This window comes from Paenibacillus chartarius (assembly GCF_042432825.1).
GTDB classification, from domain to species: domain Bacteria; phylum Bacillota; class Bacilli; order Paenibacillales; family NBRC-103111; genus Gordoniibacillus; species Gordoniibacillus chartarius.
Map to the genome: position 1 here is coordinate 1 of NZ_JBHLWN010000066.1, position 14814 is coordinate 14814.

Sequence of the window (14814 nt, forward strand, 5' to 3'; positions counted from 1 at the left end):
AAACAAGACCCTGGCCGAAAGGCCAGAGCCGATGCGGGAATTTTTATTCCGAGAGGCTTAATAGTTGCTAACGAGGTGAAAAAGTTAGCGGAACAGTCCCGAAGGTCTGCAGAAAGGATCACGACTCTTCTTGCAGATATTAGTTCCGAGGTCACCAAAGCGGTCGAAACGGTCAAGAGTGGCAAAGATGCTCTTTCCGAAGGGGTATCCTTAGTGAATCGGACAGGTGAATCCTTCGAGTCAATTGTCGGTATGATTTCCGATGTTGCCGCCCAGTCACAAGAGGTTTCTGCAGTTGTCGAGCAGGTAACAGCCTCAACACAAGAGATGGTTAGCTCGATCGAAAATGTGGCGGTCATTTCCGAGAAGAACTCGCAAAATACCCAAAATGTAGCCGCATCTGCGGAAGAGCAACACGCCTCTATGCAAGAAATCGCCGCCTCTACCGGACATTTGAGTCAGATTGCCGCACAACTTCAAGATGTGATAGGTAAGTTCAAGGTCTGATCACGGTAATTATTCCATATGTCTCCGGGTTCGTCGCTGAAGTAACGGACAGGAATCAAGAACCGATGTTGGTTGACAAGAACTACATCCCATTCCCGACACGCCAAAACCCTATCTCTGTGATGGGGTATTAAGCAGCAGCTCGCTAGAGCATTGAATGAAATAGAAGCGTTAAAACATGAGAATCATCTACTGAAGCTCCAACTATCCCAATATATAAATCTCGAAGAGAAGGAGTCTGACTCACCAGATCTCCAACCTGTTACCAACCAAGGACAAGCACTTACAGACCATGTACATCAAAAATCCAGCTCCGAAGAAAAAATAGCCTTATTCCGTTCTCTCTTCTGCGGGCGAGAGGATGTTGACAAACAAAGCCGGTAAATCGGGATATTCCCCAGCGTGCAATAATGACACAATACGGGAATTTTATCGGCAACAACAGCATTTGGCAAAACGGTAGTAGCTGCTTCAATTATTGCCTCGCGGAAGGTGAACACGTTGGTGCTAGTTCATAGAAGGGAACTCATGGACCAATGGATGGAGCGGCTTAGCATGTTTTTGAATCTCGACAAGAAGGGCATCGGTGTCATTGGCGGGGGCAAGGATAAACGAAGCGGAATCGTGGATATTGCGATTATACAAAGCTTAAATCAAAAGGGCATCGTCAAGGATTTCGTCGAAGAGTACGGGCAAATTATCGTGGATGAATGCCACCACATTTCGGCGTTCAGCTTCGAGCAAGTATTGAAAAAGGCGAAAGCCAAATATGTACTAGGTTTAACGGCGACACCTACGCGGCAAGATGGTCATCAGCCGATCGTCTTGATGCAGTGTGGTCCGATCCGGATAAAAATAGACGCGAAGTCGCAAGCGCAGGCTCGGGGCATTGCACATAAAGTAGTTCCGCGTTACTGGTTCACCCCATCTCCGGGAAGGGGACGGCATGTATAAGAAAAGTTAAGGGCTATCAACTGATGGGGTATCACGGTATGAATTTATAGCATAGGGTGCATGTGAAGACAGCTTCCCAACAGGAATCAAGCGGAAAATGTCGAAATTAAGTAGGGAATGCGACTTTTGTATGCCATTTGGCTGTGCAAATGTAAGTCACATCAGGATATTACTTGAATGGCGAGGTCAGAGGATGCTGATTGGATTTGTGCTGGGTGCGGCGATGAGCACGTTTGTGTGGATGCTGCTGATTCGCTACAAAAATAATAAGGATACCGGTAAAGAATATCTGCGAGGATTCATGGAATTGGCGGAAGGTACGAAAGACAGGCTGTATTATTTTGAGACCAAGCCGAAGTGGAGGTACCGTTACTTTTACCCGCCTCTCAAGGATCCTGAATTAGATCGAATGGTATATGATAATCCGGAAATTTTATTAAGCAGAGTGCACCCGGATGACTATGAGCTTCTTATTAGAAAAATAAATGGAGAAGTGGATTTCAGCCAACCGATATTATATCGAATGGTGAACTATGAAAGCGAGAATAAAGAGTACGTTTGGTACGAAGAATTCACAACACCAATCTATAAGAACGGAGAGCTTGTAGCGATCCAGGGGATACTCCGAAACGTCGATGAAAAGTTGAAGCTCCAAGAAGAACTGGAGTATCGGATCGAGCATGATACGCTGACAGGGGTTTACAACCGATCGTTCTTTGAAACGATTGTCGAGAAATATAATAGTAAAATGGATGTTCCGATAGCCATTATCATTGGTGATTTAGATAAGCTGAAGCAATTGAATGATACATTGGGACATAAGCTAGGCGATAAATACATTATGGAAGCCGCTTCCCTGCTCAAGCAATTTGCACGGGAGAATGTACTGATTTCGAGAATCGGAGGCGACGAATACTGCATCATAGTCGTCGAAGCTGATGAAGACCACGTAAGTCGTTTAAAGGAATCCATTCTTCAAGCCATAAGCTTGTATAATGCCAGCTCTCCGGACTTACAAATCGAAATGTCCATCGGTTATGCCTTTGCGGAAAGCTCCCTTGGCAACATGGATCAATTGTTTATAGAAGCGGATCGCAATATGTATCAAGAGAAATACCTCAAAAAAATGGGTCGTGAAGTGAGCAAATAAGAAACGAACACATAAACCAAAAGAGGACCGCGGGCAGCTGCCCCGGTCCTCTTGAACGTTCCAAACTTACTTAATCGTATAAGGCAGCTTGAATGTCCACAGCTCGGTGCCGTTGTCGGCCGAAGTGCTGCCTACGCCGAAATCGTTGTCGTTGACGATGACGAGTGTGTTCCCGTTGACGAGCGCCAGGCCTTCGATCTTCTCGTACGGGAATTTGAAGGATACGGCATCCAGGACAGTGCGCTTGGAAGGCGGCATGATGTTCAGCGCCTTCATGTCGCTGACGCTCATCTGCTCCAGTGTCTTGCCGGCAGCGGCATCATCGTACTTGCCGAGGATGTTCGTAGCATCGGTCAGATCGACGGCATAGACGCGCTTCAGCTGTGCCTTGTCGCCTGCGTTCTTGTCGCGCTCGTCGATCAGCAGGGTGTTCTCGTTGACCGCGATGAGGTCGGAGATGACGATGTCCGCTTGCTTCAGGCCCTGGAACTGGTTGGCGTCTTCCGCCACATAGGCGAACTCGGCAACAGGCTTGAGCGTCTCCAGCTCGATCTTGATAATGCGCAGCTGGCGCGAATTGTCGGATTTGCTATCCGGGTTGCGAAGCGGGCTCTGCATCGCCATGAACATAAACTTTCCGTCCGGCGTAATGCCGACAGCTTCAGCGCCGCGGTTTTGACGCAGCTTGTTGTACACGGCCGGCAGCGACTCGCGCGCAGGTACAAGCGGTGTCTCCACCTGAGCCGACCAGCCCTGCGGAACGATCCGTTCAATCAGTGTGCCGTCACGCTTGACATGGAAGATGGAAGGGCCGTATTCGTCCGAGATCCAGAAGGTGTCGTCCTTGGCATTGTAAGCAATACCCTCGATATCGCCGCCGTAAGGGTCGTACGCAAGCTTCTTCTCGCCCTTCGTGTCGTAAGGCACTTCGTCCCGGCCGTCGATGTTCGGCAAGCCGGTAATGTTGGCGGTGCCGGATACAGGGTCTTTGCCGTTAACCTTCAGCGGGATTTTGTCGAGAATGTTAATCCCGCCGTCTTTGATTTCGATTTTGTATATCGTCGGAGTGTAATCAGGGAGTGGGAAGGTACGGACCGTTTTGCCGTTCACGTCCACTTCCCCGTTCGGACCGCGGTCTGCCGTGGAATAAAATACGTTGTCCGGGTCGCCCGGAATGTGAGTCAGCGAGGAGCCGACCCCCATCTTGATTCCTTCTGCAAGGTCAGGAGCTTTCAGCATATATTTGCCGGTCAGCTCCGGCTTGTCCGTCAGAGCTACGCTGCTGCGGAATTCATCCCAATCTACATACTTGCCAAGGGTATCGCCGAGAGCGCGAACAGGCAGGTAGAGGCTGCCGCCCGCATTAATAGCCGGTGCAGATGGAGTTACGGCTTGTCCGTTGTTCGAGTACTTGACGTTCTCTGCGGTCGTACCGCTGACATCAGCCGCAGCTGCCATGCCTGTGCCGGATGTGAGTGTGAGTGCCGCCGCAGCGGTGATCATCCATAGCTTCTTCATTCTGTAATGCCCCTCCCGTTATGTACCATTCGAATTCATATCTCTGGGATTATAGCAGGGTTATGTTTATGGACTGCGCGATTTTTGTCAAATTTATGTAAATTATTACGCAATAAGCTTTATAGTTCGGAATTCTTCAAAATACTACTCAAGCGCATAATGCACAGATAGACGTCGAGGAGCTGGTCAGAGGCAACCCCCAATCCCGCCAATACAATATTGTGACATAAAATGACATATTTCTAGTCTATCAGTCAAATTTGTAGTAATATAATTGGGTCGATTATCCATTGCGAGAGACAGTCAACTATGAATAGGGGAGAGCGTTTTGCAGCGAGAGAGTTTGAGACAGCGTGCATGGAAGGCGTTGACCGCAGTTATTTTGGCAGGGATGTTCTGGTTCGGGGCTCTGGGTACGGGCTACGCGGAGGAAAGCGCGGGGAGCAAAAATATTGTCGATCCTTATCAAGTATATACGTATGAAAGGATGCTGGAGCATACGGATCGGCTGGCGGCGGCCTACCCCGACTTGATCCGGAATCAGTCGATTGGCACCACTGCTTTTGGCCGGGAGATTCGGGCCGTGAAGCTGGGAAAGGGCGAAGCTACCATTCTCATCGACGGGTCCCAGCACGCCAGAGAGTGGATGGGGACGAATCTCATTATGTATATGATTGACCGGTATGCCTATGCATATGAGAATAATATGAAGTACGATAATTATATTGTGCGGGAACTGTTGGACCGCTGCACGATTTGGTTCGTCCCGATGGTCAATCCGGACGGTGTGACGCTTCAGCAGCAAGGACTGGCGGCCTTCCCGCCGTCGTATCATGCTGACTTGCTCCGAATGAACGGCAACAGCTCTAATTTTAAACAGTGGAAAGCGAACGCCCAAGGCATTGACATTAACCGGCAGTATCCGGCCATGTGGGACTATATCCGTAATTCCCCCCAATATCCGACGTTCAAGAATTATAAAGGCTCGGCTCCGGCGGAAACGGCGGAAGCGAAGAGCATGATCGGCTTCACCTATGCCATCGACCCGGAAATCGCGCTCTCTTACCATACTTCCGGGGAAGTGTTGTACTGGCATTTCTTCACGAAGCCTGAGGTTCTTGACCGGGATAAGAGGATGGCGGATGCGATCACCGGTATGACGGGGTATAGTCAGGTTAAGCCGGAACAATACCCCTCGGGAGGCGGTTATACCGACTGGTTTATTGCGGGGTTTGACCGGCCCGGATTTACCGCCGAGCTGGGACCGTATCAGGAGGAGACGGAGCTGCCGCTTTGGACGTTCACCGGAATATGGAAAGAGAACGAGAAGCTTGGGTTCTACTTGGCCGATGAAGGCTACAAGCTGTGGCATGCACGCTTCCCGATCCAACAAATCGATGAGAAGCTTGAGCTGCTGGGGGCAGCGAAAATGTTCAACCGTCCGAACGAGGCCTATTTTACCGGCGCAGAGGTCCGCGGCCAGGTCGTCGCCGACGCCCGCTTGAATGACTGGTTCCGTATCGAAACTTGGCTTGGCAAGAAATGGGTATACTTACCTCCTGATGCGTACTTGAAAGGGTACAGCGAGCCCTTCACGGATAAAGTCAAATTGACCGAAGCGGCGGCGCTCTACCATTATCCGAGTCTGGAGCACGGAATACCGCTTGGCCAATTGCAGCCTCAGCAAGTGAAGGCGGTGAAGCGCTGGAACGATTGGCTCTTGGTCGAAACGTGGCAAGGACATGCATGGATACAGGTGAAAGAGCAGGCTGTACAAGGAGGCAAGGAGAATGGCAATCAAACGAAGCCGGAAAAATAGGTCGATACTGGGCATGCTGGCCATTATGGCGGCTAGCGCGATATTGCCCGCGCAGCCCGCAGCCGCCAAAGCGGCGGGGGAGCAAATCGTGTGCGTGGACCCGGGCCATCAGCTTCGGGGAAATCATGAGACGGAGCCGGTTTCGCCGCACTCGACAACCATGAAAGCGAAGGTCAGCTCCGGAACGACAGGGGTCAAGACGAAGAAGCCGGAATATGTGCTGACGCTGGAGGCATCCCTGCTGCTTAAGGAAAAGCTGAAATCGTTCGGTTACACGGTCGTCATGACGCGGGAAACCCATGATGTCGACATCTCCAACGTCGAAAGGGCGCAGCGCTGCAATGAAGCGGGGGCGGATTTGGCCGTTCGGATTCACGCCGACGGAGACAGCTCTTCGAGGACGCAGGGCATTTCGCTGTTGTACCCGGCATGGAGCGAGGCCGCTCAGACGATATACGCTCCAAGCAAAGCAGCCGCGGAAATGATTCTGGCCGACACGGCAGCCGCCACCGGTGCGGTATCCAGAGGCATTGTGCCGCGCTCCGATCTCACCGGCTTCAATTGGTCGACGGTGCCGACCGTATTGGTGGAGATGGGGTTTATGACCAATCCGAACGAGGACCTTAAGCTGTCGGACCCCGAATACATGAATCGGTTAACGGAGGGAATGGCGCTCGGCATTACGAAGGCGTTGGCCGTTCAAGTCGGGGAGCAGGAAGCGGAACAGCGTTTCAGCGTAGACCTGGCGGGCCAAACGACGCTGCATCACTACGCGAATGGCCGCATGTACCGTACCCGGCTTGCCCTTGCTCCGCAGACCGTACAAGTAACGGCGACTAGAGGCAATTGGGGCAAAATCGAGACATGGATCGGTCCGATGTGGGTTTATGTCGGCGGCTTGCAGCAGAAACAGTAGGGCAGGCGGTAAAGGAATTCAATGAAGATACTTTAATAATCAGAGAGGAGCTGCCGCGGCAGCTCTTTTTTACTTTTGTCGGGTCTCGGACAAGGGCGGCCATTGAATGAAATGGAAAAGTTTATGCCCAGTCGTAATACTTTCGCCATGTTCCTTCAGATCGAAATGAGCGATGATAGAACCTGTAAGACGCATATCGGTTCTTATTCGAACGGTCGTAACGAGGCGAGGATATCAGCTTATCCCGCAGTGCCGTGCCTGTTAGGTTCCGGTATCCTGTACGATCGGATCGGTAGAAACCTCCGCCTGAACCGCAGCGGGATTCTACATCCAGTGGTCGAACCATGAAGGGGGTAATGAATATGTTTAAAAAAGTAACCATTCAAGCCGACCAGCGCGGTTTGCTCTTTCATAAAGGAAGCTATGTGAAGAAGCTCATGCCGGGGACCTACCACTTTTTATCGTGGTCGCAACCTTCAGTTGCGGTGCTGAATACCGCGAAGCTGATGGACGAGAACCAGACGTTGTTCCGGCTGAAAGAGCTGGTGAGAAAAAGGCAGCGAGTAAATAACGTACGGGATTTGCGATTTCATACGTAAAGTCGGGCCATGGACGTTGGTGTCCATGGTCTTTGTAGCTAATGGGCAGTTTTATGCAACGGCAAGGGGATTACATTTTATGGTATATTAGTTTTAAGATTCAATTCGGTAAGGGGGGAATACTGTGGATCGGAATAAAGTCTTTGTACTTATTATTATGATTTGGATTACATTCTTAACAACTTGGGCTGTAAACCATATAACATCTGCACTTGATAATAACGATGTAGTAACTGTCCATGGTGTTCCTGTTCAACCAATACCTCCGCAAATTTCCACAATACAGATGGATAAAGATACGGTATGGGTTATTGATGTAAACCAAGCCTACATAAAAGTAATTACCCGTGATCAGAATGGTTATTATCATTTAAAGCAATCACCATTGTCTATCGAGAATCAGTGAACGTTACTAACGGAAACGTTAGTTTAACGAACCAGGAACTGTTTGCCGCCGCGGCAGTTGCTCCTTTTTTGCATTAAGCGGGCAGGATAACATGGAATTGTTCATGAATTTAATACGATTGCCGGGTTTTTGGGGAAAGGGTACCTTTCCAGCAATGAACAGCGCACATCTTATATTGGACGCCCGAACAAGGGGAAGATATTATCACTTTTCTTGTGGATACACATTCAGTTATCGAGATTGAATTGGATCGCTACGATGATAATTTAGCTCCGATAGTAAATGTGTACTCAGTAGAGAATTTCATTAAGGGACGCAGTAGAACGAATCAGATTAAAATGGCTGTAGCTTTGGATTTAGCCGAGTACGAGCTGAAGATTTGAAAGTAAGATTGCACTAACGGGCAGCAGTTATGTATAGAGAAAATAAATTTATTAACCAAATATATTTTTAGGATTGATATATCAGGAAGGAGGGGTAACTTAAGATGCTGAAATATTGGGCAGAGAATCAAAATTGGGCTAAACTAACACCTTGGATGGGGTTCATTACCATTGTAATGCTGTTCTGGACATTCAGTCCTGCCGACACGATATTCTGGGCATTGATCAACATCCCATTATATTTGTTTCATCAAACCGAGGAGCATTATTGGCCGGGTGGCTTTAAGGATTACTTTAATCGAGTCGTGAACGGGTTGCCGGAGGGTGACGAGGCTTTAACGGATGAGAAAGTGTTTTGGATTAATATTATTCTAGTATGGCTAGCGTTCCTAATTTTCGGACTTTTATGTATCGTAAATATCGGCTTTGGCTTGTTAATTGTCATTTTTAGCTTGATGAACTGCTCCACCCATATTTATACAGGAATTAAATATAGAGAATGGAATCCGGGTCTAGTAATGGCAAGTCTTCAGTTCATTGCATCCATTTATGGTGCATATGTGATTACGGCTAAAGGCATTTCCCATCCAATGATCTGGTGGATTGGCTCGGTTTTATTTTCGGTTCTTGTTCATGCAATCTTATTTAAGTTTGTGATGGGTAAGAAATAGGTCGGAGAGCATCTGAACTGCAATATTTCTATACGCAAGAGGAGGTTCGTTCTCATGAATATATTAATTTTGGGTGCAACTGGACGAGTTGGAGGTCAAATCGTCACATATGCCCTTCATGACGGACATCATGTTACTGTATTAGTTCGCACTCCCGAGAAGATTCAAATCAATCATGAAAAGTTAACAATAATTCAAGGTAATGTTTTAAATAAAGATGATATTGCACGTGCAACACATGGGATTGATGTAGTTATTAGTGCACTAAATACAGATGGGACAACGACTCTATCGGAAAGTATGCCACTAATTATCGAAGCAATGCAAAACAAAGGAATACAACGAATTATTACTATAGGAACTGCCGGTATCCTGCAAAGTAGAACCGCTCCAAATTTACTGCGTTATCAGTCCAGTGAATCAAGACGTAAGTTAGTCCGTGCAGCAGAGGAACATCATAAAGTTTACGATATGCTAAAACAATCAACACTCGAATGGACTATTGTCTGTCCTACGTATTTGCCGGATGGAGAACGTGTAGGGAAATATCGGGTGGAGCGAAATTTTTTGCCGGAAGATGGTGTTGAAATATCCGTCTCGGATACAGCAGAATTTACATACAGCCAAATAAAAAATAGCGACTTTATAAAATCACGCGTGGGTATCGCTTACTGATGCAAGAGTAGGATACTTAACGAAAACCAGGCCAAATTTAATTGAGCTAAAAATCATATGATTTTGTATGATCATTTTTACGGTCTTAAGGGCGGCGTTGAATATTGTACAGTCTTAAAACTTCTCCAAAACCTTGTATTTGTCGCCATAAACCTTTTCCAGATGATCCTCTCCCCAATAGCATAAAAGGTCAAGCGCGGGCTTTAATCCCCAGCCGTAGGGAGTTAACTTATACTCCACTTTAGGTGGGATCTCTTCATAAACCTTTCTTGCAACAATATCATCCTTTTCCAAGCCCCTTAGTTGAGTGGTCAGCATTTTTTGCGTAATGCCGGGCATTAACCGGCGAAGCTCTGAGGAACGTTTCGGTCCTGTCATCAAATGATAGATGATTAAAGGCTTCCATTTCCCCCCCATTACTTCCAATGCCGCCTCCACTCCAACCTTATACTTCTTTCGAACGCTATTCGCCTTCTTTTCAGTCATCTTATATCCCTCCGTTAAAAGGATGTGTTTTGCCAAGAACTTAACTTCTGGGGCATTTATCTAGGGTACTTCCATGTTCCTATGGCACCCGTATGATCCTATAGAACTTAAAAGTGCGTACTTCCAGGTTATTTTTGTACTGTTTATAATAGCATCAGCCGTTGAGCATGGCTACAAATTAGCTGTTCAGAAAGGTAGTGATGATACAAGCATGAGAGTATTATGCGTTGTTTCGCACCCAAGGAAAGATTCCCTGACCTTCAAGGTTGCCGATCGTTTCGTACAAGGTCTTGCCGAGGCTGGCCACGACTATGAGATATTGGATTTACACGGGATCGGGTTTGACCCGGTTTTACAAGGAGTAGATGAACCTGATTGGTCAGCAGCGGAACAGACCTTTTCTCCTGAGGTGGAAAGGGAAATAAGGCGTATGAAGGAGCATGATGCTTTGGCATTTATTTTCCCGGTTTGGTGGTGGCATTTGCCAGCCATGCTAAAAGGTTATATTGACCGTGTATGGAACAATGGATTTGCGTACGGTTCGAACCAGCTTCATCATCAGCATGTCGTGTGGATTGGTTTGGCGGGCGTTTCCAAAGAACAGATGAAAAAGCGCAGCTATGATGAAATGATTACTCATCTGCTCAATGTGGGAATTGCGGATTATTGCGGTGTTTCCAATTCCAAGGTTGAATTTTTATACGAGACTCTGGATTCCAAGCCCATGCATTATGAGATGCTGCTTAACCAAGCTTATCTCTTAGGGTTGAATTATGCCAAGGAACAGCAGTCCTAAGTTAATTATAAGCTTTACGAAGTCGTAAATGCGCTAACTCCATAAAGTGATTTTCACCTTTACGTCTTTCGTATCCGAATTCGGCCGCGGCGTAAAAATAATTAACAACAAAAGCCTACCCTCCAATTGCGGATAGGCTTTTGTTGTATTTTGCGAAGATCCCCGAAATCCCAGGCGGAATTCTTTAAGGAGCGCTATCGTGCTCTTTCTTCAGCATGTTCATCTCAGCTAATGTCATCTCGTTGCACTGCTTGATAAATCCAAGAATCAATTGCAGCTCCTGATCTGTATATTGGGAGATGATTCGGAGTGTTGATTGCATGACCGATTGGAACATAGGTGAAATTTGAGCAGATCCCTCCGGTACGGGCTTGACGACTACGCGTCTTCGATCATTCGGATCCTTGTCCCTAACCACGTAACCTGCTTGCTCCAACCGGTCGATTACACTGGTTACAGCTCCCGTTGTAAGACCGGTTAGCTGTGCCAGCTGTCCGGCTGTAACGGGTCCGGAACGATTCAGGTAATCCAAACATTTGTGATCGGTGGCATTCAACCCTAGCCTTTCAGAGATGAATTGATGAAACATGACGGCGCGTGCGCTGTTTTGCCTTAATTCATACAGTAAATCTTGCTGTAATTTCGAAAGTTCGGTGGAAGGAAAATCTCCACTTGACATACCAGTACCCCCAAGTTAAGATGAATACATCTTAATGAATCAAGATAATTAAATCATCAAGAAAAATAGTGAATTAAGATTTTTCTGGCCCAAGTATATCACAAGTTATCTGAATGACCAAGGGCGACGGGCGGGAAATGATCGCCAATGGCAATAATTGAAAAGTCGGCAAAGGGTTCAAATTCAAGCGAATGGACGTCGGTGAAAAAAATGATGACAAGGAGAAGATGAACGTGGTAATGAAGCATGCGCAGGATATGGACGAAATCGAGTTCCTTTTTCAAAAGTTGAAAACCGCATGGGATCAGGGGGACGGAACGGCTTACGGTTCTTGCTTCACGGAAGATGCCGACTATGTGACGTTTCAGGGAGAACATTTGATGGGGAGAAAAGCGATTGCCGAATCCCATCAAGAACTATGGAGAAGTGTGCTGAGAGGGTCAACGTTAGACGGGGAGATCAAAAATATCCGTTTCATTTCGCCGGAGATGGCGATCTTTCACGGACTTGGGGCCGTCAAATTAAGATGGCAAAAGAATGCCCCAAGCAAGAGAGACTCCATCAATACCAACGTCGTTGTGAAACAGAATGGCAAGTGGATGATAGCGGCATTTCATAATAGCAGGATCTCTGGGCCTAGCCTGATGCAAAAGCTATTCATGAAATTAAGCAAATAACGAGGAAAGGAGCGGGAATCAAGTATAATCCCGAATGGAGTGGGCTAAAGTGTTCCATAATAGGGGTTACATGTATGCAAAAAGTTGTTTAAACAAAGGGGTTTCTTTATGGATGAACGAAGATTTAAGGATTATAAATTAAGCGAGGATATTCTCCGTGCGTTGGATAGCTTGGGATATCAAAAGCCCACGGAAGTTCAAAGCAGCGTGATCCCCTCTGCGCTTGAAAAGAAGGATATGATCGTGAAATCCCGCACGGGCAGCGGAAAAACCGCGGCTTACGGGATTCCGATCTGCGAAATGGTGGAATGGGAAGGGAATCGGCCGCAAGCTTTGATTTTGACGCCGACGCGCGAGCTTGCCGATCAGGTCAAACAGGACATCATGAATATCGGCACATATAAACGCATCAAGGCAATCGCGATTTACGGGAAGCAGCCTTTTGCCAGACAAAAGACGCAACTGACGTACAGAAATCACGTTATCGTCGGTACGCCGGGTCGGGTGATGGATCATATCGAGAAACAAACCATCGACTTGGAGCAAGTGAGGTTTCTTGTCATTGATGAAGCCGACGAGATGCTGAACATGGGATTTATTGAACAGGTGGAGAAAATTATCCGCGAACTGCCTAAGGACCGTATGACCATGCTTTTCTCCGCGACGCTGCCCAAAGATGTCAAGAATTTATGCCACCGATTTATGAATCATCCGTTGGATATCGAGATAAAGAGCGAAGGGAAAGCGACAAATCAAATCGAGCATTCGCTCTATATGGTGAAGGACGAGAACAAACTCCATTTACTCCGGGCCGTCACCGTGGTCGATAATCCGGACAGTTGTATTATCTTTTGCCGAACACAGACCAGAGTCGAGATTGTGTTTCAAGAATTAGACAAGTGGGGATACCCATGTAACAGAATTCATGGGGGAATGGAGCAGGACGAACGCTCGCAAGTGATGAACGCGTTCAAGCAAGGGGAATTCCGCTATTTGATTGCGACGGATGTAGCCGCGAGAGGAATTGATATCGAAAGCATCAGTCTTGTACTTAACTACGACCTTCCGTTAGAGAATGAAAGCTATGTGCACCGGACGGGTCGAACGGGAAGGGCCGGCCATTCCGGGAAAGCGATCTCCTTCGCGACGCCGAATGAGGAGAAATTCGTTCTCAGCATTGAAAAATATATCGGGTTCGAGATACCTAGGAAAACAATTCCTTCAAAAGAAGCGGTGACACAGGGGAAGGCTGCTTTCGAAGCGAAGATGAGGAAGCAGACAGCCATTAAAAAGGACAGGAACTCCCTAGCGGGTCAAGTCATGAAGCTGTATTTTAACGGTGGGAAGAAAAAGAAGATTAGAGCTGTGGACTTTGTCGGCACCATTGCCAAAATCGAAGGCGTATCTGCGGAGGACATCGGGATTATCACGATAGAGGATAATGCCTCCTATGTGGATATTCTCAACGGCAAAGGCCGCCTGGTGCTTCATATGATGAAGGATACAACGATCAAAGGAAAACTTCTTAAGGTGCAAGAAGCGGACAGGAAATAATGCACAGCCTAAGATATGGCCTCGGCGACGACTCGCCGGGTCTTTTCGTAACGGGGTAAGTTTGATTATTCGCTGTTAGGACTGTTACGGTGACCCGTACCACAATGATCTCGAATGCTTGCCTTTCGGCGCTGGCTGTGTTATGATAAAAACAGTTATTTAAATGAAAACCAATTCACATATTGAAAAGGGTCTCATTTTATGATGGTACTTTTTTCAATGTGTGAATTTTTTTATTTTAACGGAAAATGATCATGTTAAATTTATTTTTGGAGGTAACAAATATGCAAACAGGTACAGTGAAATGGTTCAACAGTGAAAAAGGCTTCGGGTTTATTGAAGTCGAAGGCGGGAACGACGTTTTCGTACATTTTAGCGCGATCCAAGGCGATGGGTACAAATCGTTGGACGAAGGTCAACGAGTTCAGTTCAATGTGGTACAAGGTAATCGCGGACCGCAAGCAGAGAACGTTACAAAAATTTATTAAGCTAAAGCGAGGCTGCTCCTAAAACGTTGGGAGCAGCCTTTTCTTTTTGAAGGAGCCAATACATTTCTGAAAGGGAGTGGGTCAGTGTTTTTTAATCAACAGCAGCTGCAACATCAGGTTGATTTTGACAATGCAGTATTCACGGGAGTACCTATTTCCGTCTGGCGGGAGAATCAGTATATCGATTTTGGTGGAAAAATGTCCAAACATGACGATGTGGCGGTATATATTGAAGGCGGTTATTTCCTAAAGAGCGGATTTCGTTTTATTGTAAGGCTGGAAGGCTAAATTATGTTTTTCAGCTTCAATGGCCTCGGAATAATCTAATCGAAAATATTGGCCAAAGTCATTTATAAAGGTGAGATGAAAACATGAAAATCCAACTTTGGTTTACTGCTAACGGAAAACAGGCAATCAACGAATTTGAGAACCATGAGCTGATTGAATCCTTTTCCCGACATATGAAAACATTAACTAGGGCTTGCTGAACAAGATTCGTTCCATTTACACCCAACGTAAGTCTCTAAACCCAAGCA

Annotated in this window: 17 protein-coding genes; 14 read left to right on the forward strand and 3 right to left on the reverse strand. The window is 46.9% G+C overall.

Going from position 1 to position 14814, the window contains the following annotated elements; all coding sequences use genetic code 11:
- The 3 genes from ACFFK0_RS15815 to ACFFK0_RS15825 all read left to right on the forward strand — a co-directional run.
- Positions 1-507: methyl-accepting chemotaxis protein (locus tag ACFFK0_RS15815; protein ID WP_377471229.1), on the forward strand; the 507-nt coding region annotated here is incomplete at its 5' end.
- A 426-nt stretch (positions 508-933) separates the two neighbouring features.
- The gene (locus ACFFK0_RS15820; RefSeq protein ID WP_377471244.1) at positions 934-1461 is read left to right on the forward strand and encodes a DEAD/DEAH box helicase; all 528 of its coding nucleotides are present in this window, start codon (positions 934-936) and stop codon (positions 1459-1461) included.
- 193 nt (positions 1462-1654) lie between these two features.
- A complete protein-coding gene (locus ACFFK0_RS15825) occupies positions 1655-2611 on the forward strand; it encodes a sensor domain-containing diguanylate cyclase (RefSeq protein ID WP_377471230.1) in 957 nt (318 codons plus the stop codon).
- Between the two features lie 66 nt (positions 2612-2677).
- Here the strand turns inward: ACFFK0_RS15825 and ACFFK0_RS15830 are convergent, their stop codons facing one another.
- The gene (locus tag ACFFK0_RS15830; RefSeq protein ID WP_377471231.1) at positions 2678-4129 is read right to left on the reverse strand and encodes an esterase-like activity of phytase family protein; all 1452 of its coding nucleotides are present in this window, start codon (positions 4127-4129) and stop codon (positions 2678-2680) included.
- Positions 4130-4457: 328 nt separating this feature from the next.
- On the opposite strand from ACFFK0_RS15830, the gene ACFFK0_RS15835 reads away from it, so the two are divergent.
- From ACFFK0_RS15835 to ACFFK0_RS15860, 6 genes are all read left to right on the forward strand, one after another.
- Positions 4458-5948: a M14 family zinc carboxypeptidase gene (locus ACFFK0_RS15835; protein WP_377471232.1), complete on the forward strand. Its 1491-nt coding sequence runs from the start codon at positions 4458-4460 to the stop codon at positions 5946-5948.
- On the forward strand, positions 5920-6864 hold the full coding sequence (locus ACFFK0_RS15840) for an N-acetylmuramoyl-L-alanine amidase (protein ID WP_377471233.1): 945 nt from the start codon (positions 5920-5922) through the stop codon (positions 6862-6864). The genes ACFFK0_RS15835 and ACFFK0_RS15840 overlap by 29 nt, the downstream gene beginning before the upstream one ends.
- 362 nt (positions 6865-7226) lie before the next feature.
- Complete coding sequence (locus ACFFK0_RS15845) at positions 7227-7463, forward strand: hypothetical protein (protein WP_377471234.1); 237 nt, start codon at positions 7227-7229, stop codon at positions 7461-7463.
- A gap of 124 nt (positions 7464-7587) precedes the next feature.
- The gene (locus ACFFK0_RS15850) at positions 7588-7869 is read left to right on the forward strand and encodes a hypothetical protein (RefSeq protein ID WP_377471235.1); all 282 of its coding nucleotides are present in this window, start codon (positions 7588-7590) and stop codon (positions 7867-7869) included.
- A 487-nt stretch (positions 7870-8356) separates the two neighbouring features.
- The gene (locus tag ACFFK0_RS15855) at positions 8357-8923 is read left to right on the forward strand and encodes an HXXEE domain-containing protein (protein ID WP_377471236.1); all 567 of its coding nucleotides are present in this window, start codon (positions 8357-8359) and stop codon (positions 8921-8923) included.
- Positions 8924-8977: 54 nt separating this feature from the next.
- Positions 8978-9598, forward strand: coding sequence for an NAD(P)-dependent oxidoreductase (locus tag ACFFK0_RS15860; RefSeq protein WP_377471237.1), 621 nt, complete (start codon positions 8978-8980; stop codon positions 9596-9598).
- Between the two features lie 114 nt (positions 9599-9712).
- Here ACFFK0_RS15860 and ACFFK0_RS15865 read toward each other — a convergent pair whose 3' ends face one another.
- The gene (locus ACFFK0_RS15865; RefSeq protein WP_377471238.1) at positions 9713-10084 is read right to left on the reverse strand and encodes a winged helix-turn-helix transcriptional regulator; all 372 of its coding nucleotides are present in this window, start codon (positions 10082-10084) and stop codon (positions 9713-9715) included.
- A gap of 211 nt (positions 10085-10295) precedes the next feature.
- Between ACFFK0_RS15865 and ACFFK0_RS15870 the strand changes: the two genes are divergently transcribed.
- On the forward strand, positions 10296-10880 hold the full coding sequence (locus ACFFK0_RS15870; protein ID WP_377471245.1) for an NAD(P)H oxidoreductase: 585 nt from the start codon (positions 10296-10298) through the stop codon (positions 10878-10880).
- Between the two features lie 184 nt (positions 10881-11064).
- On the opposite strand, the gene ACFFK0_RS15875 is transcribed toward ACFFK0_RS15870, so the two are convergent.
- A complete protein-coding gene (locus ACFFK0_RS15875; protein ID WP_377471239.1) occupies positions 11065-11559 on the reverse strand; it encodes a MarR family transcriptional regulator in 495 nt (164 codons plus the stop codon).
- Positions 11560-11750: 191 nt separating this feature from the next.
- On the opposite strand from ACFFK0_RS15875, the gene ACFFK0_RS15880 reads away from it, so the two are divergent.
- From ACFFK0_RS15880 to ACFFK0_RS15895, 4 genes are all read left to right on the forward strand, one after another.
- Positions 11751-12236, forward strand: coding sequence for an SgcJ/EcaC family oxidoreductase (locus ACFFK0_RS15880; protein WP_377471240.1), 486 nt, complete (start codon positions 11751-11753; stop codon positions 12234-12236).
- A 108-nt stretch (positions 12237-12344) separates the two neighbouring features.
- Positions 12345-13790, forward strand: coding sequence for a DEAD/DEAH box helicase (locus ACFFK0_RS15885; RefSeq protein WP_377471241.1), 1446 nt, complete (start codon positions 12345-12347; stop codon positions 13788-13790).
- Between the two features lie 284 nt (positions 13791-14074).
- Positions 14075-14278, forward strand: coding sequence for a cold-shock protein (locus ACFFK0_RS15890; protein ID WP_377471242.1), 204 nt, complete (start codon positions 14075-14077; stop codon positions 14276-14278).
- An 84-nt stretch (positions 14279-14362) separates the two neighbouring features.
- Entirely contained in the window at positions 14363-14566 is a 204-nt protein-coding gene (locus tag ACFFK0_RS15895; protein ID WP_377471243.1) for a hypothetical protein, read from the forward strand.
- The last annotated feature ends 248 nt before the right edge of the window (positions 14567-14814 follow it).

Excerpts from the sequence above, each read along its gene's own strand:
- ACFFK0_RS15870 (WP_377471245.1), top strand. The coding sequence starts at position 10,296 with ATGAGAGTATTATGCGTTGTTTCGCACCCAAGGAAAGATTCCCTGACC.
- ACFFK0_RS15840 (WP_377471233.1), top strand. The coding sequence starts at position 5,920 with ATGGCAATCAAACGAAGCCGGAAAAATAGGTCGATACTGGGCATGCTG.
- ACFFK0_RS15860 (WP_377471237.1), top strand. The coding sequence starts at position 8,978 with ATGAATATATTAATTTTGGGTGCAACTGGACGAGTTGGAGGTCAAATC.
- ACFFK0_RS15875 (WP_377471239.1), bottom strand. The coding sequence starts at position 11,559 with ATGTCAAGTGGAGATTTTCCTTCCACCGAACTTTCGAAATTACAGCAA.
- ACFFK0_RS15865 (WP_377471238.1), bottom strand. The coding sequence starts at position 10,084 with ATGACTGAAAAGAAGGCGAATAGCGTTCGAAAGAAGTATAAGGTTGGA.
- ACFFK0_RS15845 (WP_377471234.1), top strand. The coding sequence starts at position 7,227 with ATGTTTAAAAAAGTAACCATTCAAGCCGACCAGCGCGGTTTGCTCTTT.
- ACFFK0_RS15880 (WP_377471240.1), top strand. The coding sequence starts at position 11,751 with ATGGACGTCGGTGAAAAAAATGATGACAAGGAGAAGATGAACGTGGTA.
- ACFFK0_RS15855 (WP_377471236.1), top strand. The coding sequence starts at position 8,357 with ATGCTGAAATATTGGGCAGAGAATCAAAATTGGGCTAAACTAACACCT.
- ACFFK0_RS15885 (WP_377471241.1), top strand. The coding sequence starts at position 12,345 with ATGGATGAACGAAGATTTAAGGATTATAAATTAAGCGAGGATATTCTC.
- ACFFK0_RS15825 (WP_377471230.1), top strand. The coding sequence starts at position 1,655 with ATGCTGATTGGATTTGTGCTGGGTGCGGCGATGAGCACGTTTGTGTGG.
- ACFFK0_RS15830 (WP_377471231.1), bottom strand. The coding sequence starts at position 4,129 with ATGAAGAAGCTATGGATGATCACCGCTGCGGCGGCACTCACACTCACA.
- ACFFK0_RS15890 (WP_377471242.1), top strand. The coding sequence starts at position 14,075 with ATGCAAACAGGTACAGTGAAATGGTTCAACAGTGAAAAAGGCTTCGGG.